The sequence below is a fragment of the Methylocaldum marinum genome (genome assembly GCF_003584645.1).
Taxonomy (GTDB): domain Bacteria; phylum Pseudomonadota; class Gammaproteobacteria; order Methylococcales; family Methylococcaceae; genus Methylocaldum; species Methylocaldum marinum.
Window position 1 is genome coordinate 1203590 of record NZ_AP017928.1, and the last position, 26606, is coordinate 1230195.

Genomic DNA, 26606 nt, shown 5'->3' on the forward strand with positions numbered 1-26606 from the left:
GAAACGCTCGGCAACGCTATTCCGGCCGCCCGGCCGGGAAGCCCAGTGCAATGAGCCAATTGGGCTTGTGACGTCGCCCATCCTGCAACGGACAACCTGCAACACCCGCAACTTAACGACAACAACGACGCTTGAAGTCAGTGGAGAACACGATGAGTGGAACGGACCCGCGGGTTCAGCACGCCTTGATGAAAAAAGCCATCGTCGAGCTGCGAGAGCTGAGGAACGAGCTCGACGCGATGAAGCGCGCTCGCTGCGAACCGATCGCGATTATCGGACTGAGCTGCCGATTTCCCGGCGCACCCGACCCTGAGGCGTTCTGGCAACTCTTGGCTGAAGGAGTGGATGCCATCGGCGAAGTACCTCGGGATCGCTGGAATGTGGATGCAAATTACGATCCCGAGCCCGGAATACCGGGCAAGATCTATGTGCGCGCTGGCGGTTTTATCGGGAGTCCGGACGGCTTCGATGCTGATTTCTTCGGCATCGCCCCGCGCGAGGCCATGAGCCTAGATCCACAGCAGAGGCTGTTGCTGGAACTGGGCTGGGAAGCATTGGAGCACGCCGGGCTGGTGCCCGAGCACCTGGCCGGCAGCTCCACCGGCGTGTTCGTGGGGGTCAGTACCGACGACTATCACGATAAGTTGCTGCAGCGGCCTCCCGAACAGATCGATGCCTATTTGGCCACCGGCACCGCCCACAGCACATCGGCGGGTCGCCTGTCCTATGTACTGGGCTTGCGAGGGCCGAATCTGGCCGTAGACACGGCCTGCTCCTCCTCGTTGGTGGCGGTGCACTTGGCGATCACCAGTCTGCGCAACGGCGAGTGTGATCTGGCGTTGGCGGCGGCTGCGAATGTGTTGCTGGGCCCGGAGCTTTTCATCAATTTCTGCCAGGCTCGGATGCTCTCGCCCACCGGTCGTTGCAGAACGTTCGACGCCGCGGCCGATGGCTACGTTCGGGCCGAGGGCTGCGGCGCGGTGGTACTCAAGCGCCTCACGGACGCTCAGCGTGACGGCAACAATATCCTGGCAGTGATCCGGGGCAGCGCGATCAATCACGATGGACGCAGCAGCGGACTGACGGTACCCAACGGACCGGCACAACAAGCGGTGATTCGAGCGGCGTTGAGGGACGCCCAACTCAGTCCTTCCGAGGTGCATTATCTGGAGGCGCACGGTACGGGAACATCGCTTGGCGATCCGATTGAAGTGGGGGCGCTCGGAGCGGTGTTCGGCGAACGACAGGAACCCTTGATCATCGGCTCGGTGAAAACCAACATCGGACATTTGGAAGCAGCGGCCGGCATGGCGGGGCTGATCAAGGTGGTGCTGGCACTACAGCACGGAGAGATCCCGCCGAGTTTGCACTTTCACGTCCCCAACCCGCACATCCCATGGTCGGAACTGCCCGTGTCAGTAGCATCCGAGCGGCGGAGATGGCCGCACGGCAGGCGAGTGGCGAGCGTAAGCTCCTTCGGTTTCAGCGGTACCAATGCCCACGTAGTGTTGGAAGAGGCGCCTATCGCCGAACCTGGCCGAGTGGAAATCGAGCGGCCTCTGCACCTGCTTACGCTTTCGGCGAAGACGGAGGAAGCGCTCCGGGAGTGTGCCGTTCGATATTCGGACCATCTGGCGACAGATCCGTGCGCGGAGCTCTCCGACATCTGTTATTCAGCCAATACGGGCCGGTCACAGTTCAACCATCGGCTGGCCATCGTGACGGATTCCGTTGCTCAGGCCCGAAGACAACTTGCGGATTTCGTCGCCGGCCGTGAATCGACACGGGTATTCACGGGACTGGTGTCCGGCACCCGCAAGCCCAAGGTCGCGTTCCTCTTCACGGGTCAAGGGTCCCAGTACATCGGCATGGGGCGCCAGCTGTACGAGATTCAACCCTATTTCCGCCAAGTGCTCGATCGCTGCGACGAAATCCTGCAACCCCGGCTGGATCGAAGCCTGATTGAAATCCTCTACCCGACTTCCGGAGAAATCTCACCGTTAGATCAGACGGCTTACGCTCAGCCCGCCCTGTTTGCCCTGGAATATGCCCTGGCTCAACTATGGAGGTCATGGGGCATCGAACCTTCGGTCGTCGTGGGCCACAGCCTCGGGGAATACGTCGCTGCCTGTGTGGCCGGTGTCTTCGGCCTGGAGGAAGGTCTGAAGCTGATTGCCGAGCGGGGCCGTTTGATGCAGAACCTTCCCGAAGGGGGAGAGATGACCGTGGTGTTCGCCGACGAAGCTCGCGTCTCTGCTGAGATTCGAACCCACGCCGGCGAGGTTTCGATTGCGGCCTTCAACGGCCCGCAGAATTCGGTGATTTCCGGGCGGCGAGGGGCAGTCGAGGCGATCGTCATGTCACTTGAGGCCAAGGGCATCAAGACTAGGAAATTGACGGTCTCCCACGCCTTCCATTCCGAATTGATGGAACCCATGCTCACGCCTTTCCTGCGGGCTGCCTCGAGAATCAGCTACTCGCCTCCTCAAATCAGCCTGATTTCGAATATCACGGGCAGACTCGTCTCACCGACTGAAATGGCAGCCCCGGAATATTGGTGCCGGCATACGAGAGAGCCGGTGAGATTTGCGGCAAGCATGGAGACGTTGCGTGAGTTGGGAATCGACGTGTTCCTGGAAATAGGTCCGAAGCCCATTTTATTGGAGATGGGCTGCCAATGCCTACCGGAAGCCACTGGAGTCTGGCTCCCCAGCCTGCGCCAGGAACAGTCGGATTGGCAGCCGCTGCTCTCGAGCTTGGGAGAATTGTATTGCCGCGGCGCGCCGGTCAACTGGTTGGGCTTCGATCGAGACTACACGCGGCGGCGAGTGGCTTTGCCCACCTATCCATGGCAGCGCTCGCGTTATTGGATGGAAACTCCCGAGACTGGGCGCAGCGAGACCGCTTCATCGCAGAAAGATGCTCATACTCCGATCGTTCGTCTTCTGGACCAGAGAGATACCCTAGGGCTGATACGGCTCCTGGAAAACGCCGGAAACTTCTCCGAGGAACAAAAAAAGCTGTTGCCTGATCTGGTTCAGTCATTGGTCGAGCAGCATCACCTACAGCAAGCGGCCGCCGGTGCTCAGGATTGGCTCTACCGTTTGGATTGGGATGTCGCGCCCCATGAGTCCGACGCAGGTCAGGCACAAACCGGATTCGGCCACCCCGGCCGTTGGCTCATTCTGGCAGACCGGACCGGAGTCGGAGAATCCCTGGCGAGGCTGCTTCAGGAACGCGGCCAACATTGTGTTCTGGTCTACGCCGGAGCGGCCGATGATGCGGCTGTAGAATCCGAAAGGCCCTGCATCGACCCCACTCGTTCGGCCGATTTTGAAGCACTCATCCAATCTCTTTTGGAAGATCCGGCCTCGCCTCAATTACAAGGGGTTGTCCATTTATGGAGTCTGGAGGCGGCACCGTCGCGTGCCTTGACGATCTCCTCCCTGGCGCAGGCCCGGAACCGGGGGTGCGTAAGCGTACTGCATCTGTTGCAAGCGCTCCTTAAACACGCCGTCTCGCCGCGCTTGTGGCTGGTGACTCGTGGCGCGGTATCGGCCGGGCACCGTCACCCGCTGGCGGTAGCCCAATCTCCTCTGTGGGGACTCGGCAAGGTCATCGGCCTGGAGCACCCCCAATTATGGAGTGGCATGGTCGACCTGAACCCCGATGCCGCAGCGGATGAAGCGACAAGGCTTTTAGGAGAGATCGGGGATTCGCGAGCGGAAAACTACATCGCTATTCGGAATGGACGACGTTATGTCGCTCGCTTGATCCGGACTCAGCTTCCGGCATCGCAAGAGTTGCAGTTAAAGCCGGATGGCACCTATCTGATTACCGGAGGTCTTGGAAGCCTGGGCCTGAGAGTAGCCGAGTGGATGGTGCAACAGGGAGCCCGGTATTTGGTTCTCGTCGGGCGCCATCCGGCTTCGATGGAGGCCGAAAGATTTCTAAGTCGACTGGAGCAGGCTGGAACAAAGATTTTTGTCGCGCAGGCGGATGTCGCCGATCCGGAGGATATGGCCAGAGTAGTCGAGGCGCTGCATTCCTCCGGGCCGCCGCTGCGAGGGATCATCCACGCCGCCGGTGTTCTTGATGATGGAGTCCTAGTGCAACAGAACGGCGAGCGTTTGACGCGAGTCATGGATCCAAAGGTCAACGGAGCCTGGAATCTCCATGTCTTGACCCAAAACCTGCCACTGGACTTCCTGGTTTTCTTCTCCTCGGCCGCTTCCCTCCTCGGTTCGCCGGGCCAGGCGAATTATGCGGCGGCCAACGCCTTTCTCGATGCACTTGCTCAACATCGCCGGTTCTTGGGTCAGCCGGGCTTGAGCCTGAATTGGGGGCCGTGGGCCGAGGTGGGAATGGCGGCGAACCTTGCCGGCCGCCACCAGACTCGTCTGAGCGCTCAGGGATTGAATTCGATTCCTCCCGAATTGGGATTGCAAATTCTCGGACAGGTACTCGGAGTGGACCAAGCCCAGATCGGCGTGCTGCCGGCCGATTGGACGGTATTCCGGAGGCAACTCCCCGCCGCTGAGTCACCACTGCTCTCGAAATTGATATCAGAACCGAATTCACCGGATGGCGGCGTTAAGCGAGCGTCCGAACAGGAGCTTCAGATCTTGCAACGGCTGGAGGAGGCGGACCCAGACGATCGTGAGGAATTGGTGATGGCTTACGTTCGGCAGAGAACCGCGGAAATCCTCGGGCTTGAGTCACCGTTTCGGATAACGCCGCAGCAATCGTTGAACGAACTGGGGTTTGACTCGCTCATGGGCACTCAATTGAAAAATCGGTTCATGAGCGATCTGAAAGTCGATGTCCCTATCGGGGAGTTCATTGGAAAGAGCAGCATTGCACACCTAACAGGGGTACTGCTCAACCATTTCGCGCTGTCGGACTTGGCCTTATCAAATTCGCCGTCTTCTGATGTGAGTGAGGATATAGAGGAAATAGCCTTGTGAATCTGAAGAAAATTTTAGCTGAGCTTTCTAATCTCGACGTAAAACTTTGGGCCGAGGACGAACGGCTGCGGGTTCGTGCTCCCGCGGGCATACTGACACCCGAGCTACGGAAGGGGCTGGCCGAGCACAAAGCAGAAATACTACTCCTGCTGCGCCAAAGAAGCCTGAGCGCTGATGGTTCCTCAGAGCCCATCGGTCCCGCCCCAAGAAACGAGAGTTTGCCTCTGTCGTTTGCCCAGGAACGACTGTGGGTTTTGGATCAACTGGAAGGCCCCAGTACCACTTATATCATTCCGGTGGGACTGAAACTTGAAGGTGTGCTGAAGACCGACGCACTGCAGCAAAGCCTAACCGAAATCGTGCGCCGCCACGAGAGCTTGCGCACCAGCTTCCCCGCGGTTGACGGCGTCGCCATCCAGCACATCGTCCCGCCCGGCCCGGTCCCCCTGCCGCTCATCGATCTCGCCGCCCTGCCCGACGCGGACCGCGCCGCGGAACTCGAACGGCTGACCGCCGCCGAGACCCGCCGGCCCTTCGATCTCGCCCACGGCCCCTTGCTGCGGGCGCGTTTGGTGCGCCTTGCGGCGCATGAACATGGCCTCCTCTTGACGCAGCACCACATTATTTCCGATCGCTGGTCAATGGACGTCTTGCTTCAGGAACTCTCGACGCTATATCGTGCCTATGCCCTGGGCCGGCGAGCGACCTTATCGCCGCTGCCGATCCAGTACGCCGACTACACCCTCTGGCAGCGTACCTGGCTTTCGGGCGAGGTGCTCGACCGCCAGCTCCGGTATTGGCAGCAGCAGCTGGCCGGTGCGCCCACCCGGCTGGAACTGCCCACCGACCATCCGCGGCCGCCGGTCCAGCGCTTCCACGGCGCCACCCGGACACTCGCCCTCGACCCCGCCCTGACCCAAGCCCTGCGCGCCTTGAGCCGGCGCCTCGGCGCCACCCTCTTCATGACCTTGCTGAGTGCCTTCCTCACCCTCCTGGCCCGCTACAGCCGCCAGGACGACCTGGTGGTCGGCACCCCGGTCGCCAACCGCAACCGCCGCGAGACCGAGGGCCTGATCGGCTTCTTCGTCAACACCCTGGTGTTGCGGGTCGACCTCGCCGGCAATCCCCCCTTCGAGGACCTGGTGGCGCGGGTCCGCCAGCGCGCCCTCGACGCCTATGCCCACCAGGAGGTGCCGTTCGAGCGCATCGTGGAAGCCGTCCAGCCCGAGCGGAGCCTCAGCCACAGCCCCTTGTTCCAGGTCATGTTCGTGCTGCATAGCAGTCTGTTGGGAGACCCTCTTGCAAAGCTTGAGCTGCCGGGACTCACATTAAGCCCATTACCACTTCAAGGTACGGCCGCGAAATTCGATCTTAGCCTATCGCTGAACGAGACGGCGCACGGTCTTCATGGAGAATGGGAATACAGCACGGACCTGTTCGAATCCGAGACGATCGACCGCATAGGGCGCCATTTCGAGTATTTGCTTCGGAGCATCGTGGCCGACCCGACGCAGCGCCTGAGCGAGTTGCCGCTATTGCCGGACGCCGAAGCCCACCAACTCCTGGTCGACTGGAACGCCACCGATACCGCCTATCCCAAGGACCGGTGTCTTCATCAGCTGGTCGAAACCCGGGCCGAGACAACCCCGGACGCCGTGGCGGTCGTGTTCGAGGACCAGGTGCTCACCTACCGAAGCCTTAACGCGCGTGCCAACCAATTGGCCCATCATCTCCGGGCCCTCGGCGTCGGTCCCGAACAACGGGTCGGGCTGTGCCTCGAACGCTCGCCCGAACTGGTGGTGGGGCTCTTGGGCGTGCTCAAGGCGGGGGCCGCCTATGTGCCCCTGGATCCCGCCTATCCCCGCGAGCGGCTGGCCTTCATGCTAGAGGACGCCGCCGTGTCGGTGCTGCTGACCCAGGCCCGGCTGGCCGACCTTCTGCCCTCGATCTCGGCCCCGGTGATCGCCCTGGATCGGAGCTGGGGCCGGATCGCCCAGCGGCCGGACAGCACGCCGTCGTCGACGGTCGGGCCCGAGAATCTCGCCTATGTCATCTACACCTCGGGCTCGACCGGCCGCCCCAAGGGCGTGCTGGTGTCGCACCGCGGTCTCCTCAATCTCGCCTTCTGGCACCGGGATGCATTCGAGGTCACCGCGGCCGACCGTGCCACGCAGCTGGCCGGAACCGCCTTCGATGCCTCGGTCTGGGAGATTTGGCCGTATCTCGCCACGGGGGCGAGCCTGTACCTCGTCCCCCCGGCGGTCCTCGGTTCCGCGGCCGAGCTGCAGGACTGGCTGGTGTCGCGGGCGATCACCGTCAGCTTTCTGCCGACGCCGCTGGCCGAGGTGGTGGTGCCCCTGAACTGGCCGCGGGCGACCGCGCTGCGTCTTCTCCTGACCGGCGGCGACCGGCTGCACCAGTATCCGCCGGCCACCCTGCCGTTCCTGCTCGTCAACAACTACGGGCCCACCGAGAACACCGTGGTCACCACCTCGGGGCGGGTGCCCCGGGAGGGCGAGGGGACGCTGGCGCCGGCCATCGGCCGGCCCATTGCGAATGCCCAGGTGTATCTTTTGGACAGTGCCCTGCGTCCGGTGCCGATCGGGGTCCCCGGAGAACTCTGCATCGGCGGCGCAAGCCTGGCGCGCGGCTATCTCCATCGCCCGGAGCTGACCGCCGAGCGATTCATCCCGCACCCGTTCAGCCGGGTTCCCGGCGCCCGGCTCTACCGCACCGGCGATCTCGCCCGCTGGCGGGCCGACGGCGAGCTCGAGTTCCTCGGCCGCATCGACCACCAGGTCAAGCTCCGAGGCTTCCGCATCGAGCTCGGCGAGATCGAGGCCGCCTTGCGCCAACAGCCCGGGATCCACGACGCCGTGGTGCTGCTCCGCGAAGACGCCCCGGGCGAGAAACGCCTGGTCGCCTACACCGTCGGGGCGGTCGACCCCGAGACCTTGCGCGCCGCGCTCAAGACCCAGCTGCCCGACTACATGGTCCCCACCGCCTGGGTCACCCTCGACGCCCTCCCCCTCACCCCCAACGGCAAGGTCGACCGCAAGGCCCTCCCCGCCCCCGAGCGAGGGGCGACCGGCACCCCCTATGCCCCGCCGCAAGGCCCCACCGAGGCGCGCCTCGCCGCGATCTGGGCCGAGGTCCTCCGCCTCGACCGGGTCGGCCGCCACGACAACTTCTTCGCCCTCGGCGGCGATTCCATCCTCAGCATCCAGATCGTCGCCCGCGCCACCCAGGCCGGGCTCCCGCTGACGCCCCGGCAACTGTTCCAGCACCAGAGCATCGCCGAACTCGCCGCCGTGGTCGGCACCGGCCCGGCCCGCGCCGCCGAGCAAGGCCCGGTCCAGGGTGACGCCCCGCTCACCCCCATCCAGCACTGGTTCTTCGACCAGGCCTGGACCGAGCCCCACCATTTCAACCAGGCCTTCCTGCTGAGCGTCGCTCCCGACCTCGCCCCGGACCGTCTGCGCCGGGTCCTGCACACCCTCCGGGCCCGGCACGATGCCTTGCGCCTGCGCTTTCACCGCGAACCGGACCACTGGCGGCAAACCCATGCCGCACCCGACACCCCCCTGCCATTCGGCGTGGTCGATCTCGCCGCCTTGCCGCCCGCCGCCCGGGCCGCGGCGATCGAGCAGGTGTCCGCCGCCCAGCAGGCGCGTCTCGATCTCGCGCACGGCCCGCTGTGGCGTTCTGTCCTCTTCACCCGCGGCGAAGGCCAGCCCGGCCGCTTGTTGCTGGTGATCCATCACCTTGCGGTCGACGGCGTCTCCTGGCGCATCCTGCTAGACGACCTCCAGCAGGCCTATGCCCGGCTCGGCCGCGGCGAGCCCCCGGCCCTGCCGCCCAAGACCACCGCCTTCAAGACCTGGGCCGAACAGCTCGACGCCTACGCCGCCTCCGAACGCCTGCGCCCGGAGCTCGATTACTGGCAAGGCCTGCGCGGCCCGGCCGCGCCCCTGCCGCGGGATGCCGACGCCCCGCCCGAGGCCAACACCGTCGCCGCCGCCGACCATGTGGCGGTGACCCTTGGCCGCGAGTCCACCCGCGCCCTGCTGCACGACGTGCCCCCGGTGTACCGCACCCGGATCAACGACGTCCTGCTCACCGCCTTGGCCCAGACGCTGGCGCGCTGGAGCGGGGTCCGGACCCTGTGGGTGAACCTGGAGGGCCACGGCCGCGAGGAGCTGTTCGAGGGCGTGGACCTGTCGCGCACGGTGGGCTGGTTCACCACGCTTTATCCGGTGCGGCTCGACCTCACCGCGGACGCTCCCGGTGAGGCGCTGAAGGCGATCAAGGAGCAGCTGCGGACGATCCCGCAGGGCGGCATCGGCTATGGCGTGCTGCGTTATCGCCATCCCGACCCGGCGGTGCGGGCGTCGCTGGCGGCACTGCCGGCGCCCGAGCTGAGCTTCAACTACCTGGGCCAGCTCGACACCCTCCTCGGTGGCGATCTCCTGCTCGGGCTGGCGCCGGAAGGGAGCGGTTTGCTCTACAGCCCCCGCGGACAGCGCCCGCACCTCCTGGACATCAACGGGTTTGTGATGGACGGCCAGCTGCGGCTGGACTGGGCCTACTGCCCGGCGGTGCATCGGCGGGCCACGGTCGAGGCGCTGGCGCAAGGCTTCCTGGACGCCCTGCAGGCCCTCATCGCCCATTGCCAATCCCCCGAGGCCGGCGGCTTCACCCCGTCCGACTTCCCGGAGGCCGAATTAAGCCTGGACGAACTTAAAAATCTTATCGCTGAATTTACTGAGGTTGAGGAGTACAAGAAATGAGCAAAGCCGAGAGGAACATCGAATCTATCTATCCTCTCTCCCCTCTGCAGCAGGGGATGCTCTTTCACACTCTTTATGCCCCTGACTCAGGGTTGTACTGTGAGCAGACGAGTTGGACGATAACCGGCCGGCTCGATGTCTCGGCCTTCAGACAGGCCTGGCACCAGGTAGTGGAGCGGCACGCTGTCCTGCGCACTCTTTTCGCGTGGCGGAACACCAAGAAGCCGTTGCAAATCGTCCGCAAATCGGTTGATGTTCCATGGGTGCAGGAAGACTGGCGGGCGATGCCCCCGGATGAGCACGCGGAGCGCCTGGAGGCGTTTCTGGCTTCAGACCGTGCCCGCGGCTTCGAACTGAGCCAGGCCCCTTTGATGCGCTGTGCCCTGATCCAGGTGGCCGAAGACCGACACGAATTCGTCTGGAGCTACCATCATCTCTTGCTCGACGGCTGGAGTCTGCCGCGGGTCCTCAAGGACGTGATGGATTACTATGATGCTTACGGCAGCGGACGCGAACCCCAATTGGCCTATACCCGGCCCTACCGGGACTACATCGCCTGGCTGCAACGCCAGGATCTCGGCCGGGCGGAACGTTTCTGGCGCGAGACCCTCCAGGGCTTCACCGCCCCCACGCCGCTTCCGATCGGCCGAAGCGAAACCGGCCGCCGGCCGGACGCGACCGCGTACGACGAGCAAAGCCTCAGGCTCTCGCCGGAGCTGACCGGACGTCTGCAGGCCCTGGCTCGCACCCACCGGCTGACCTTTAACACCCTGGTCCAGGGCGTCTGGGCTCTCCTGCTCGCCCGCTACAGCGGCGAGACCGACGTTCTGTTCGGCGCCACCGTCTCGGGCCGTCCGGCTGACCTGGCTGGGGTCGAGGATATGGTGGGGCTGTTCATCAACACCTTGCCGGTGCGCGTCCGCGTCCCGGCCGAGGCGACCGTGCTGCCTTGGCTGGAACAGCTGCAGGCCCAACAGGCGGAGCGGGATCAATACGCCTACAGTCCGCTGGTGGACATCCAGGGCTGGAGCGAAGTCCCGCGCGGCGTGCCCTTGTTCGAGAGCCTGGTGGTGTTCGAGAACTACCCGGTGGATGCCGCGCTCACCGAGCAGAGGCAAAGCCTTCAGTTCCACAATATTCGGGCGATCGAGCAGACCAACTATGCGCTCACGCTCATTGCGATTCCGGGCTCGGCCTTGTCGCTCAAGGTGTTGTATGACGCGGGCCGTTTCGATACAGCGACCGTCGCACGGCTGCTGGCGCATGTCGAGACCGTACTGGACGGGATCGCCGCGAATCCGTCGCAGCGTCTGAGCGCGCTGCCGCTGGTGCCGGAGGCCGAAGCCCACCGGCTCCTGGTCGACTGGAACGCCACCGACACCGAGTACCCCAAGGACCGCTGCATTCATCAGCTGTTCGAAGCCCAGGCCGAGAAGACCCCGGACGCCGTGGCGGTCGTGTTCGAGGACCAGGTGCTGACCTACCGGGCACTCGACACCCGCGCCAACCAGCTGGCCCATCATCTCCGGGCCCTCGGCGTCGGGCCCGAACAGCGGGTCGGGCTGTGCCTCGAACGCGCCCCGGAGCTGGTGGTGGGCCTCCTGGGCGTGCTCAAGGCCGGTGCCGCCTACGTGCCCCTCGATCCCGCCTATCCCCGCGAGCGCCTGGCCTTCATGCTCGAGGACGCCGCCGTATCGGTGCTGCTGACCCAGGCCCGGCTGCGCGCAAGCCTGCCCGAGACGAGCGCCCCGGTGATCGCCCTGGACCGGAGCTGGGACCGGATCGCCCAACGGCCGGACACCCCGCCGCCGACGACGGTCGCGCCCGACCACCTCGCCTATGTCATCTACACCTCCGGCTCCACCGGCACACCCAAAGGCGTGCTGGTGTCGCACCGCGCTCTCCTCAATCTCGTCTTCTGGCACCGGGACGCGTTCGAGGTCACCGCGGCCGATCGCGCCACGCAGTTGGCCGGAACCGCCTTCGATGCCTCGGTCTGGGAGATCTGGCCGTATCTCGCCACGGGCGCGAGCCTGTACCTCGTCCCCCCGGCGGTTCTCGGTTCCGCGGCCGAGCTGCAGGACTGGCTGGTGTCCCGGGCGATTACCGTCAGCTTTCTGCCGACGCCGCTGGCCGAGGTGGTGGTGCCCCTCAACTGGCCGCAGGCGACCGCGCTGCGTCTTCTCCTGACCGGCGGCGACCGGCTGCACCAGTATCCGCCGGCCGCCCTGCCGTTTCCGCTCGTCAACAACTACGGGCCCACCGAGAACACCGTGGTCACCACCTCGGGGCGGGTGCCCCGTGAGGGCGAGGCGGCGCTGTCGCCGGCCATCGGCCGCCCCATCGCGAATGCCCAGGTGTATCTTTTGGACGGTGCCCTGCGTCCGGTGCCGATCGGCGTCCCCGGCGAACTCTGCATCGGCGGTACGAGCCTCGCGCGCGGCTATCTCCATCGGCCGGAGCTGACCGCCGAGAAATTCATCCCGCACCCGTTCAGCCGGCATCCCGGCGCCCGTCTCTACCGCACCGGCGATCTCGCCCGCCGGCGGGCCGACGGCGAGCTCGAGTTCCTCGGCCGCATCGACCACCAGGTCAAGCTCCGCGGCTTCCGCATCGAGCTCGGCGAGATCGAGGCCGCCCTCAGCCAACAGCCCGGTGTCCACGACGCCGTGGTGCTGCTCCGCGAAGACGCCCCCGGCGAGAAACGCCTGGTCGCCTACACCGTCGGGGCGGTCGACCCCGAGACCTTGCGCGCCGCGCTCAAGACCCAGCTGCCCGACTACATGGTCCCCACCGCCTGGGTCACCCTCGACGCCCTCCCCCTCACCCCCAACGGCAAGGTCGACCGCAAGGCCCTCCCCGCCCCCGAGCGAGGGGCGACCGGCACCCCCTATGCCCCGCCGCAAGGCCCCACCGAGGCGCGCCTCGCCGAGATCTGGGCCGACGTCCTCCGGCTCGAACGGGTCGGCCGCCACGACAACTTCTTCGCCCTCGGCGGCGATTCCATCCTCAGCATCCAGATCGTCGCCCGCGCCACCCAGGCCGGGCTCCCGCTGACGCCCCGGCAACTGTTCCAGCACCAGAGCATCGCCGAACTCGCCGCCGTGGTCGGCACCGGCCCGGCCCGCGCCGCCGAGCAAGGCCCGGTCCAGGGTGACGCCCCGCTCACCCCCATCCAGCACTGGTTCTTCGACCAGGCCTGGACCGAGCCCCACCATTTCAACCAGGCCTTCCTGCTGAGCGTCGCTCCCGACCTCGCCCCGGATCGCCTGCGCCGGGTCCTGCACACCCTCCTGATCCAGCACGATGCCTTGCACCTGCGCTTTCGCCGCGACCAGGACCACTGGCGGCAAACCCATGCCGCACCCGACACCCCCCTGCCGTTCGGCGTGGTCGATCTCGCCGCCCTGTCGCCCGCCGCCCAGGCCGCGGTGATCGAGCAGGTGTCCGCCGCACAGCAGGCCCGCCTCGATCTCGCGCACGGCCCGCTGTGGCGCAGCGTCCTCTTCACCCGCGGCGAAGGCCAGCCCGGCCGCTTGCTGCTGGTGATCCATCACCTGGCGGTCGACGGCGTCTCCTGGCGCATCCTGCTCGACGACCTTCAGCAGGCCTATGCCCGGCTCGGCCGCGGCGAGCCCCCGGCCCTGCCGCCCAAGACCACCGCCTTCAAGACCTGGGCCGAACAGCTCGACGCCTACGCCGCCTCCGAACGCCTGCGCCCGGAGCTCGACTACTGGCAAGGCCTGCGCGGCCCGGCCGCGCCCCTGCCGCGGGATGCCGACGCCCCGCCCGAGGCCAACACCGTTGCCGCCGCCGACCATGTGGCGGTGACCCTCGGCCGCGAGCCCACCCGCGCCCTGCTGCACGACGTGCCCCCGGTGTACCGCACCCGGATCAACGACGTCCTGCTCACCGCCCTGGCCCAGACGCTGGCGCGCTGGAGCGGGGTCCGGACCCTGTGGGTGAACCTGGAGGGCCATGGCCGCGAGGAGCTGTTCGAGGGTGTGGACCTGGCGCGCACGGTCGGCTGGTTCACCACGCTTTATCCGGTCCGGCTCGACCTCGCCACGGACGCCCCCGGCGAGGCGCTGAAGGCGGTCAAGGAGCAGCTGCGGACGATCCCGCAGGGCGGCATCGGCTATGGCGTGCTGCGCTATCGCCATCCCGACCCGGCGGTACGGGCGTCCCTCGCGGCGCTGCCGGCGCCCGAGCTGAGCTTCAACTACCTGGGCCAGCTCGACACCCTCATCGGCGGCGATCTCCTGCTCGGCCTGGCGCCGGAAGGCAGCGGTTTGCTCTACAGCCCCCGCGGACAGCGCCCGCACCTCCTGGACATCAACGGGTTTGTGATGGATGGCCAACTGCGGCTGGACTGGGCTTATTGCCCGGCGGTGCATCGGCGGGCCACGGTCGAGGCGCTGGCGCAAGGCTTCCTGGACGCCCTGCAGGCCCTCATCGCCCATTGCCAATCCCCCGAGGCCGGCGGCTTCACCCCGTCCGACTTCCCCCTGGCACGGCTCGACGCGCCCACTTTGGCGCGCCTACCGAGCCGACAGGTGGAGGATATCTATCCGCTCTCGTCCATGCAGCAGGGCATGCTCTTCCATACCCTGCATGCTCCGGAATCCAGAATGTACTGCGAACAGACAAGCTGGACCTTCGTCGGACAGATCAATGCATCCGCTTTAAGGGAAGCCTGGCGGCACGCGGTGCAACGGCATCCGATCCTGCGAACATCCTTTTATTGGGAGGAACTCAGCGACCCCCTTCAAGTGGTGTATCGGCAGGTGGATCTTCCCTGGAACCAGGAAGACTGGCGAGCGATTCCCCCGGATGAGCAAGCGGAGCGCCTGGAGGCGTTCCTGGCCGCGGACCGCGCCCGCGGCTTCGAACTGGGCCAGGCTCCCCTGATGCGCTTTGTCTTGATCCAGGTGGCCGAAGACCGACACGAATTCGTCTGGAGCTATCATCACCTGCTGCTCGACGGCTGGAGTCTGCCGCGGGTCCTCAAGGATGTGATGGATTACTATGACGCCCACGGCAGCGGACGCGAGCCGCAACTAGCCTACGCCCGACCCTACCGGGACTACATCGCCTGGCTGCAACGCCAGGACCTGGAACAGGCCGAGCGCTTCTGGCGCGAGACCCTCCAGGGCTTCACCGCCCCCACGCCGCTTCCGATCGGCCGGAGCGAAAGCGGACGCCGGCCGGACGCGACCGCGTACGAAGAACAAACCCTCAGGCTCTCGGCGGAACTGACCGGGCGCCTGCAAGCCCTGGCCCGCGCCCACAGGCTGACCTTCAACACCCTGGTCCAGGGCGTCTGGTCCCTGCTGCTCGCCCGCTACAGCGGCGAGGCCGACGTCCTGTTCGGCACGACCGTCTCGGGCCGTCCGGCCGAGTTGCCCGGGGTCGAGAACATGGTCGGGCTGTTCATCAACACCTTGCCGGTGCGCGTCCGTGTCCCGGCCGAGGCGAACGTGCTGCCCTGGCTGGCACAGCTGCAGGCCCAACAGGCGGAGCGGGATCAATACGCCTACAGTCCGCTGGTGGACATCCAGGGCTGGAGCGAAGTCCCGCGCGGCCTGCCCTTGTTCGAGAGCCTGGTGGTGTTCGAGAACTACCCGGTGGACGCCGCGCTCACCGAGCAGAGGCACAGCCTTCAGTTCCACAATATTCGGGCGGTGGAGCGGACCAACTATGCGCTCACGCTCATTGCGATTCCGGGCTCGGCCCTGTCGCTCAAGGTGCTGTATGACGCGGGCCGTTTCGATACGGCGACCGTCGCACGGCTGCTGGCGCATGTCGAGACCGTACTGGACGGGATCACCGCGAATCCGGCGCAGCGCCTGAGCGCGCTGCCGCTGGTGCCGGACGCCGAAGCCCGCCAGCTCCTGGTCGACTGGAACGCCACCGACACCGAGTACCCGAAGGACCGCTGCATTCATCAGCTGTTCGAAGCCCAGGCCGAGACAACCCCGGACGCCGTGGCGGTCGTGTTCGAGGACCAGGTGCTCACCTACCAAACCCTTAACGCGCGTGCCAACCAGCTGGCCCATCATCTCCGGGCCCTCGGCGTCGGGCCCGAACAGCGGGTCGGGCTGTGCCTCGAACGCGCCCCGGAGCTGGTGGTGGGCCTCCTGGGCGTGCTCAAGGCCGGTGCCGCCTACGTGCCCCTCGATCCCGCCTATCCCCGCGAGCGCCTGGCCTTCATGCTCGAGGACGCCGCCGTATCGGTGCTGCTGACCCAGGCCCGGCTGCGCGCAAGCCTGCCCGAGACGAGCGCCCCGGTGATCGCCCTGGACCGGAGCTGGGACCGGATCGCCCAACGGCCGGACACCCCGCCGCCGACGACGGTCGCGCCCGACCACCTCGCCTACATCATCTACACCTCCGGCTCCACCGGCACACCCAAAGGCGTGCTGGTGTCGCACCGCGCTCTCCTCAATCTCGTCTTCTGGCACCGGGACGCGTTCGAGGTCACCGCGGCCGATCGCGCCACGCAGTTGGCCGGAACCGCCTTCGATGCCTCGGTCTGGGAGATCTGGCCGTATCTCGCCACGGGCGCGAGCCTGTACCTCGTCCCCCCGGCGGTTCTCGGTTCCGCGGCCGAGCTGCAGGACTGGCTGGTGTCCCGGGCGATTACCGTCAGCTTTCTGCCGACGCCGCTGGCCGAGGTGGTGGTGCCCCTCAACTGGCCGCAGGCGACCGCGCTGCGTCTTCTCCTGACCGGCGGCGACCGGCTGCACCAGTATCCGCCGGCCGCCCTGCCGTTTCCGCTCGTCAACAACTACGGGCCCACCGAGAACACCGTGGTCACCACCTCGGGGCGGGTGCCCCGTGAGGGCGAGGCGGCGCTGTCGCCGGCCATCGGCCGCCCCATCGCGAATGCCCAGGTGTATCTTTTGGACGGTGCCCTGCGTCCGGTGCCGATCGGCGTCCCCGGCGAACTCTGCATCGGCGGTACGAGCCTCGCGCGCGGCTATCTCCATCGGCCGGACCTGACCGCCGAGCGATTCATCCCGCACCCGTTCAGCCGGCATCCCGGCGCCCGTCTCTACCGCACCGGCGATCTCGCCCGCCGGCGGGCCGACGGCGAGCTCGAGTTCCTCGGCCGCATCGACCACCAGGTCAAGCTCCGCGGCTTCCGCATCGAGCTCGGCGAGATCGAGGCCGCCTTGAGCCAACAGCCCGGTGTCCACGACGCCGTGGTGCTGCTCCGCGAAGACGCCCCCGGCGAGAAACGCCTGGTCGCCTACACCGTGGGGGCGGTTGACCCCGAGACCTTGCGCGCGGCACTCAAATCCCAGCTGCCCGACTACATGGTCCCCACCGCCTGGGTCACCCTCGACGCCCTCCCCCTCACCCCCAACGGCAAGGTCGACCGCAAGGCCCTGCCCGCGCCCGAGCGGGACGGCGCCGGCGCCGCCTACGTCCCGCCGCAGACCCCCACCGAGGAGCTCCTCGCCGGGATCTGGGCCGAGCTATTCGGACACGAAAGGGTCGGCCGCCACGACGACTTCTTCGCCCTCGGCGGCCATTCCCTCCGCGCCATCCAGGTGGTGTCGCGGGTGCGCGAGACCCTCGGCCTCGAACTCCCCGTGCGCCGGCTGTTCGAACACCCCACCCTCGCCGATCTCGCCGCCGCGCTCGACGCCACCCGTGACACGCCCACCGCCGCCCTGCCGCCCTTGACGCCGGTCTCCCGCCACCAGCCCCTGCGCCTGGCCTTCGCCCAGGAACGGCTGTGGTTCCTGGATCAGCTGGAAGGCCCCAGCGCCACCTACACCATTCCCGGCGGCCTCGAGCTCCACGGCCCTCTCGATGTCGCCGCCCTCCGCCGCAGCCTCGCCGAGATCGTGCGCCGCCACGAGAGCCTCAGGACCACCTTCCCCACCGTCGACGGCGTCGCCGTCCAGCACATCGCCCCGTCCGGTCCGGTCCCCCTGCCGCTCATCGATCTCGCCGCCCTGCCCGAGGCCGACCGCGCCGCGGCGTTCGAACGCCGGATCGCCGACGAGACCCGCCGGCCCTTCGACCTCGCCCACGGCCCCTTGCTGCGGGCGAGCCTGGTGCGCCTCGCGCCCGACCACCACGGCTTGCTGCTGAACCTGCACCATATCGTCTCCGACGGCTGGTCCATGGCGGTCCTGGTCCGCGAGCTGTCGAGCCTGTACGCGGCCTACGCGCTCCACCAGCCCGCCGACCTGCCGCCGCTGCCGATCCAGTACGCCGACTACGCCCAGTGGCAGCGCACCTGGCTGTCGGGCGAGGTGCTCGACCGCCAGCTCCAGTATTGGCAGCAGCAGCTGGCCAGTGCGCCGACCCTACTGGAACTGCCCACCGACCATCCGCGGCCGCCGGTCCAGCGCTTCCACGGCGCCACCCGGCCCCTCGCCCTCGACCCCGCCCTGACCCAGGCCCTGCGCGCCTTGAGCCGGCGCCTCGGCGCCACCCTCTTCATGACCTTGCTGAGTGCCTTCCTCACCCTCCTCGCCCGCTACAGCCGCCAGGACGACCTGGTGGTCGGCACCCCGGTCGCCAACCGCAACCGCCGCGAGACCGAGGGCCTGATCGGCTTCTTCGTCAACACCCTGGTGTTGCGGGTCGACCTCGCCGGCAACCCCGCCTTCGAGGAGGTGGTGGCGCGGGTCCGCCAGCGCGCCCTCGACGCCTATGCCCACCAGGAGGTGCCGTTCGAGCGCATCGTGGAAGCGGTCCAGCCCGAGCGGAGCCTCAGCCACAGCCCCTTGTTCCAGGTCATGTTCGTGCTGCAGAACACGCCCGAAGCCACCCTGACGCTGCCGGGGCTGACCCTGAGTCCCCTGCCGCTGCACGGGGTCGCGGCCAAGTTCGACCTCACCCTGGTGCTGAGCGACAGCGAGGCCGGGCTGCACGGCGTGTGGGAGTACAGCACGGACCTGTTCGAAGCCGAGACGATCGACCGCCTGGGCCGGCATTTCGACTGCCTGCTGCGTGGGATCGTGGCCGACCCGACGCAGCGCCTGAGCGAGCTGCCGCTATTGCCGGAGGCCGAAGCCCGCCAGCTCCTGGTCGCCTGGAACGCCACCGACACCGACTATCCCAAGGATCGCTGTATTCATCAGCTGTTCGAAGCCCGGGCCGAGGAGACCCCGGACGCCGTGGCGGTCGTGTTCGAGGACCAGGTACTGACCTATCGGGATCTCAACGCCCGCGCCAACCGGCTGGCCCACGACCTGCGCCGCTTGGGCGTCGGACCGGACCGCCGGGTAGCGCTCTGCGTGGAGCGAAGCTGCGAAATGGTCATCGGCCTCCTCGCCGTCCTCAAAGCGGGCGGGGCCTATGTGCCCCTGGACCCGGGCTATCCCGAGGAACGCCTCGCTTACATGCTGACCGATGCCGCTCCACGGGTCCTGCTGACCCACGGTGGGCTGGCGTCCCGCAGCCTGGCGACGGCGCCGGCCGTGCCCGTGATCGATCTCGGCGACCCGACGCCGTGGGCGCATCAGCCCACCCACAATCCCGACCCCTCGGCCGTCGGCCTGACCGCCGAGAATCTCGCCTATGTCATCTATACCTCGGGTTCGACCGGCACACCCAAGGGCACCCTGTTACCGCACCGCGGGCTGTGCAATGTTGCAGACGCCCAGAGACACCGTTTTGGCGTCGGACCGGGCGACCGGGTCTTGCAGTTTGCCTCCCTCAGCTTTGATGCCTCGACCTTCGAGATCGTCATGGCCCTCGGCGCCGGGGCTACCCTCTGCCTGGGGCAGCGCGAGGACCTGCTGCCCGGACCATCCCTGATCCGGCTGTTGCGGGAGAAGGCCGTCAGCCTGGTGACCTTGCCGCCCTCGGCGCTGGCGCTGCTGCCGCATGAAGGCTTGCCGGCGCTGCGGGTCGTCACGGTGGCGGGCGAAGCCTGCTCGCCGGAGCTGGCCGCGCGCTGGGGCCGGAATCGCCGCTTTTTCAACCTGTACGGCCCTACCGAGGCCACCATCTGGACCACGATCGGCACCTACCGCGAACGGGATGACACCCTCTCCATCGGCCGGCCGATTGCCAATACCGAAATTTATATTCTGGATGCTCAACGCCGGCCGGTGCCGATCGGCGTCCCCGGCGAACTCTGCATCGGCGGGGTCGGTCTCGCCCGCGGCTATCTCCATCGCCCGGAGCTGACCGCCGAGAAGTTCATCCCGCACCCGTTCAGCCGGGTTCCCGGCGCCCGCCTCTACCGCACCGGCGATCTCGCCCGCCGGCGGGCCGACGGCGAGCTCGAATTCCTCGGCCGCATCGACCACCAGGTCAAGCTCCGCGGCTTCCGCATCGAACTCGGCGAGATCGAGGCCGCCCTCAGCCAACAGCCCGGTATCCGGGACGCCGTGGTGCTGCTCCGCGAAGACGCCCCCGGCGAGAAACGCCTGGTCGCGTACTGCGTGGGGGCGGTTGACCCCGAGACCTTGCGCGCGGCGCTCAAGGCCCAACTGCCCGACTACATGGTCCCCACCGCCTGGGTCACCCTCGACGCCCTCCCCCTTACCCCCAACGGCAAGGTCGACCGCAAGGCCCTGCCCGCGCCCGAGCGGGGCGATACCGGCACCCCCCATGTCCCGCCGCAAGGCCCCACCGAGGCGCGCCTCGCCGAGATCTGGGCCGAGGTCCTCCGCCTCGACCGGGTCGGCCGCCACGACAACTTCTTCGCCCTCGGCGGCGATTCCATCCTCAGCATCCAGATCGTCGCCCGCGCCACCCAGGCCGGGCTCCCGCTGACGCCCCGGCAACTGTTCCAGCACCAGAGCATCGCCGAACTCGCCGCCGGGGTCGGCACCGGCCCCGCCCGCACCGCCGAGCAAGGCCCGGTCCAGGGTGACGCCCCGCTCACCCCCATCCAGCACTGGTTCTTCGACCAGGCCTGGACCGAGCCCCACCATTTCAACCAGGCCTTCCTGCTGAGCGTCGCCCCCGACCTCGCCCCCGACCGCCTGCGCCGGGTCCTGCACACCCTCCGGGCCCGGCACGATGCCTTGCGGTTGCGCTTTCACCGTGAGGAGGACCACTGGCGGCAGACCCATGCCGCCCCCGACGCTCCCCTGCCGTTCGGCGTGGTCGATCTCGCCGCCTTGCCGCCTGACGCCCGGGCCGCGGCGATCGAGCAGGTGTCCGCCGCCCAGCAGGCGCGCCTCGATCTCGCGCACGGCCCGCTGTGGCGCTGTGTCCTTTTCACCCGCGGCGAAGGCCAGCCCGGCCGCTTGCTGCTGGTGATCCATCACCTCGCGGTCGACGGCGTCTCCTGGCGCATCCTGCTCGACGACCTCCAGCAGGCCTATGCCCGGCTCGGCCGCGGCGCGCCCCCGGCCCTGCCGCCCAAGACCACCGCCTTCAAGACCTGGGCCGAACAGCTCGACGCCTATGCCGCCTCCGAACGCCTGCGCCCGGAGCTCGCTTACTGGCAACGCCTGCGCGGCCCGGCCGCGCCCCTGCCGCGGGATGCCGACGCCCCGCCCGAGGCCAACACCGTCGCCGCCGCCGACCATGTGGCGGTGACCCTTGGCCGCGAGCCCACCCGCGCCCTGCTGCACGACGTGCCCCCGGTGTACCGCACCCGGATCAACGACGTCCTGCTCACCGCCCTGGCCCAGACGCTGGCGCGCTGGAGCGGGGTCCGGACCCTGTGGGTGAACCTGGAGGGCCATGGCCGCGAGGAGCTGTTCGAGGGTGTGGACCTGGCGCGCACGGTCGGCTGGTTCACCACGCTCTACCCGGTCCGGCTCGACCTCACCGCGGACGCCCCCGGCGAGGCGCTGAAGGCGGTCAAGGAGCAGCTGCGGACGATCCCGCAGGGCGGCATCGGCTATGGCGTGCTGCGTTATCGCCATCCCGACCCGGCGGTACGGGCGTCCCTCGCGGCACTGCCGGCGCCCGAGCTGAGCTTCAACTACCTGGGCCAGCTCGACACCCTCATCGGCGGCGATCTCCTGCTCGGCCTGGCGCCGGAAGGCAGCGGTTTGCTCTACAGCCCCCGCGGACAGCGCCCGCACCTCCTGGACATCAACGGGTTTGTGATGGATGGCCAACTGCGGCTGGACTGGGCTTATTGCCCGGCGGTGCATCGGCGGGCCACGGTCGAGGCGCTGGCGCAAGGCTTCCTGGACGCCCTGCAGGCCCTCATCGCCCATTGCCAATCCCCCGAGGCCGGCGGCTTCACCCCGTCCGACTTCCCCCTGGCCCGGCTCGACGCACCCACCCTGGCACGTCTCCCGAGCCGACAGGTGGAGGATATCTATCCGCTCTCCTCCATGCAGCAGGGCATGCTGTTCCATACCCTGCACGTGCCGGAGTCCGGACTGTATTTCGAACAACTGAGCGGCATTCTGGACGGCGATCTCGACGTCGCCGCCTTCGAACGGGCCTGGCAGTACGTGCTGGAGCGGCATCCCAGCTTGAGAACCGGATTTCTATGGGAGGGTTTGGATGAACCGCTGCAAGTGGTACGCTCGAATGTCACGCTGTCCTGGCACCACGAGGATTGGCGGGAGATTTCCCCGAGCGAGCAACCGGAGCGCCTGGAGGCGTTTCTGGCCGCGGACCGCGCCCGCGGCTTCGAGCTCGGCCAGGCTCCCCTGATGCGCTGCGCCTTGCTGCGCATCGCGGAACGGCAGCATTACTTCGTCTGGAGTCATCATCATCTCTTGCTCGACGGCTGGAGTCTGCCGCGGGTCCTCAAGGATGTGATGGATTACTATGACGCCCACGGCAGCGGACGCGAGCCCCAATTGGCCTACGCCCGACCCTACCGGGACTACATCGCCTGGCTGCAACGCCAGGACCTGGAACAGGCCGAACGCTTCTGGCGCGAGACCCTCCAGGGCTTCACGGCCCCCACGCCGCTTCCGATCGGCCGGAGCGAAACCGGACGCCGGCTGGACGCGACCGCGTACGACGAACAAACCCTCAGGCTCTCGGCGGCGCTGACCGGGCGCCTGCAAGCCCTGGCCCGCGCCCACAGGCTGACCTTCAACACCCTGGTGCAGGGCGTCTGGGCCCTCCTGCTCGCCCGCTACAGCGGCGAGGCCGACGTCCTGTTCGGCGCCACCGTCTCGGGCCGACCCGCCGAACTGGCCGGGGTCGAGGACATGGTGGGGCTGTTCATCAACACCTTGCCGGTGCGCGTCCGCGTCCCGGCCGAGGCGAACGTGCTGCCCTGGCTGGCACAGCTGCAGGCCCAACAGGCGGAGCGGGATCAATACGCCTACAGTCCGCTGGTGGACATCCAGGGCTGGAGCGAAGTCCCGCGCGGCCTGCCCTTGTTCGAGAGCCTGGTGGTGTTCGAGAACTACCCGGTGGACGCCGCGCTCACCGAGCAGAGGCACAGCCTTCAGTTCCACAATATTCGGGCGGTGGAGCGGACCAACTACGCTCTCACCGCAGCCGCGGCCCTGCTAGGAGCCGAGCTTTCGCTCAAGGTGGTCTACGACGCCCAGCGCTTCGAAGCAACCGCCATTACGCGACTGCTGGCGCATGTCGAGACCGTGCTCGGCGGCATGGCTGCGAATCCGGAGCAGCGCCTGAGCGAACTGCCGCTGTTGCCGGACGCCGAAGCCCACCGGCTCCTGGTCGACTGGAACGCCACCGACACCGAGTACCCCAAGGACCGCTGCATTCATCAGCTGTTCGAAGCCCAGGCCGAGAAGACCCCGGACGCCGTGGCGGTCGTGTTCGAGGACCAGGTGCTGACCTACCGGGCACTCGACACCCGCGCCAACCAGCTGGCCCATCATCTCCGGACCCTCGGTGTCGGCCCGGAAAGCCGGACTGGGTTATGCCTGGAGCGGTCGCCCGAAATGCTGGTAGGGCTGCTCGCCGTGCTCAAGGCCGGTGCCGCCTACGTGCCCCTGGATCCCGGCTATCCCCGCGAGCGCCTGGCCTTCATGCTCGAGGATGCCGCCGTGTCGGTGCTGCTGACCCAGGCTCGGCTGCGCGAAAGCCTGCCCGAGACGAGCGCCCCGGTACTCTGCCTGGACCAAGCCTGGGCCACGATGGCCCAGCGGCCGGACAGTGCGCCCGTCAGCGGGGCCGGGCCCGAGAATCTCGCCTATATCATCTATACCTCCGGTTCGACCGGCAAACCCAAGGGCGTGATGATCTCACACCGATCGCTTTGCAATCACATGCTGTGGATGCAGGATGCATTCCCATTAACCGAATCGGATAAAGTCCTGCAGAAGACGCCTTTCGGGTTCGATGCTTCGGTCTGGGAGTTCTACGCGCCGCTGTTGTCGGGAGCCCAGCTGATCCTGGCCCGTCCCGGCGGGCATCAGGACGCGCTTTATCTCATCGACGTGCTGGGCGAGCGGCAGGTGACGACCCTGCAACTAGTGCCCTCCATGCTGCAAATTCTCCTCGAGGTGGGCGGTCTCGAGCGCTGTCATGCTCTGCGACGCCTGTTTTGCGGCGGTGAAGCCCTGCCTCTGGCGCTCCAGGAACGTTTCCGGGCCTGTCATGGGGCGGAGCTGCACAATCTTTACGGCCCCACCGAGGCCACCATCGACGTCGGCGCCTGGCGCTGTGAACCCCACAACTCGCTGCCGATCGCGCCGATTGGGCGTCCCATCGCCAACACCAGGTTCTATCTGCTCGACGAGCAGCTGCGCCCGGCCCCGATCGGCGTGCCGGGCGAGCTCCATATCGGTGGAGACGGCGTAGCACGCGGCTATCTCCATCGGCCGGAGCTGACCGCCGAGAAGTTCATCCCGCACCCGTTCAGCCGGGTCCCCGGGGCCCGTCTCTACCGCACCGGCGATCTCGCCCGCTGGCGGGCCGACGGCGAGCTCGAATTCCTCGGCCGCATCGACCACCAGGTCAAGCTCCGCGGCTTCCGCATCGAACTCGGCGAGATCGAGGCCGCCCTCAGCCAACAGCCCGGTATCCGGGACGCCGTGGTGCTGCTCCGCGAAGACCGCCCCGGCGAGAAACGCCTGGTCGCTTACTGCGTGGGGGCGGTTGACCCCGAGACCCTGCGCGCGGCGCTCAAGGCCCAACTGCCAGACTACATGGTCCCCACCGCCTGGGTCACCCTCGACGCCCTCCCCCTCACCCCCAACGGCAAGGTCGACCGCAAGGCCCTGCCCGTGCCCGAGCGGGGCGATACCGGCACCCCCTATGCCCCGCCGCAAGGCCCCACCGAGGCGCGCCTCGCCGCGATCTGGGCCGAGGTCCTCCGGCTCGAACGGGTCGGCCGCCACGACAACTTCTTCGCCCTCGGCGGCGATTCCATCCTCAGCATCCAGATCGTCGCCCGCGCCACCCAAGCCGGTTTGCAACTGACATTTAAACAACTGTTCCAGCACCAGAGCATCGCCGAACTCGCCGCCGCGGTCGGCACCAGCCCCGCCCGCGCCGCCGAGCAGGGCCCGGTCCAGGGCGACGCCCCGCTCACCCCTATCCAGCACTGGTTCTTCGACCAGGCCTGGACCGAGCCCCACCATTTCAACCAGGCCTTCCTGCTGAGCGTCGCCCCCGACCTCGCCCCCGACCGCCTGCGCCGGGTCCTGCACACCCTCCGGGCCCGGCACGATGCCTTGCGCCTGCGCTTTCACCGTGAGGAGGACCACTGGCGGCAAACCCATGCCGCACCCGACACCCCCCTGCCGTTCGGCGTGGTCGATCTCGCCGCCTTGCCGCCCGCCGCCCGGGCCGCGGCGATCGAGCAGGTGTCCGCCGCCCAGCAGGCGCGTCTCGATCTCGCGCACGGCCCGCTGTGGCGTTCTGTCCTCTTCACCCGCGGCAAAGGCCAGCCCGGCCGCTTGTTGCTGGTGATCCATCACCTGGCGGTCGACGGCGTCTCCTGGCGCATCCTGCTCGACGACCTCCAGCAGGCCTATGTCCGGCTCGGCCGCGGCGAGCCCCCGGCCCTGCCGCCCAAGACCACCGCCTTCAAGACCTGGGCCGAACAGCTCGACGCCTATGCCGCCTCCGAACGCCTGCGCCCGGAGCTCGATTACTGGCAACGCCTGCGGGGCCCGGCCGCGCCCCTGCCGCGGGATGCCGACGCCCCGCCCGAGGCCAACACCGTCGCCGCCGCCGACCATGTGGCGGTGACCCTTGGCCGCGAGTCCACCCGCGCCCTGCTGCACGACGTGCCCCCGGTGTACCGCACCCGGATCAACGACGTCCTGCTCACCGCCTTGGCGCAGACGCTGGCGCGCTGGAGCGGCGTTCGGACCCTGTGGGTGAACGTGGAGGGCCATGGCCGCGAGGAGCTGTTCGAGGGCGTGGACCTGGCGCGCACGGTCGGCTGGTTCACCACGCTTTATCCGGTCCGGCTCGACCTCACCGCGGACGCCCCCGGCGAGGCGCTGAAGGCGGTCAAGGAGCAGCTGCGGACAATCCCGCAGGGCGGCATCGGCTATGGCGTGCTGCGCTATCGCCATCCCGACCCGGCGGTGCGGGCGTCCCTGGCGGCGCTGCCGGCACCCGAGCTGAGCTTCAACTACCTGGGCCAGCTCGACAGCCTCCTCGGCGGCGATCTCCTGCTCGGCCCCGCCCCCGAGGCGATCGGCCCGCCGCAAAGCCTTCGTGCGCGGCGCGCCCATCTGCTGGACATCAACGGCTTCATTGCGGACGGCCAGCTGCGGCTGGACTGGGCCTACTGCCCGGCGGTGCATCGGCGGGCCACGGTCGAGGCGCTGGCGCAAGGCTTCCTGGACACCCTGCAGGCCCTCATCGCCCATTGCCAATCCCCCGAGGCCGGCGGCTTCACCCCGTCCGACTTCCCCCTGGCCCGGCTGAAGGCTCAGACCCTCAGCAAACTGTCAGCGCTCCTGGATCAGGATTGAGATCACCGGCAGCTTTTAGCTTTTATTAGGTT

3 protein-coding genes are annotated in these 26606 nt (G+C 67.7%); all 3 read left to right on the forward strand.

Annotation, left to right across the window (positions count from 1 at the left end):
* Window positions 1–152: 152 nt before the first annotated feature.
* Genes sS8_RS05295 through sS8_RS05305 form a run of 3 tightly spaced genes read left to right on the forward strand, consistent with a single transcriptional unit; the run spans window position 153 to window position 26574 of the window.
* Entirely contained in the window at window positions 153–4967 is a 4815-nt protein-coding gene (locus tag sS8_RS05295) for a type I polyketide synthase (protein WP_145986421.1), read from the forward strand.
* A complete protein-coding gene (locus sS8_RS05300; protein ID WP_119628733.1) occupies window positions 4964–9757 on the forward strand; it encodes a non-ribosomal peptide synthetase in 4794 nt (1597 codons plus the stop codon). Before sS8_RS05295 ends, sS8_RS05300 begins: the two co-directional genes overlap by 4 nt.
* Window positions 9754–26574, forward strand: coding sequence for a non-ribosomal peptide synthase/polyketide synthase (locus tag sS8_RS05305; protein WP_119628734.1), 16821 nt, complete (start codon window positions 9754–9756; stop codon window positions 26572–26574). The genes sS8_RS05300 and sS8_RS05305 overlap by 4 nt, the downstream gene beginning before the upstream one ends.
* The last annotated feature ends 32 nt before the right edge of the window (window positions 26575–26606 follow it).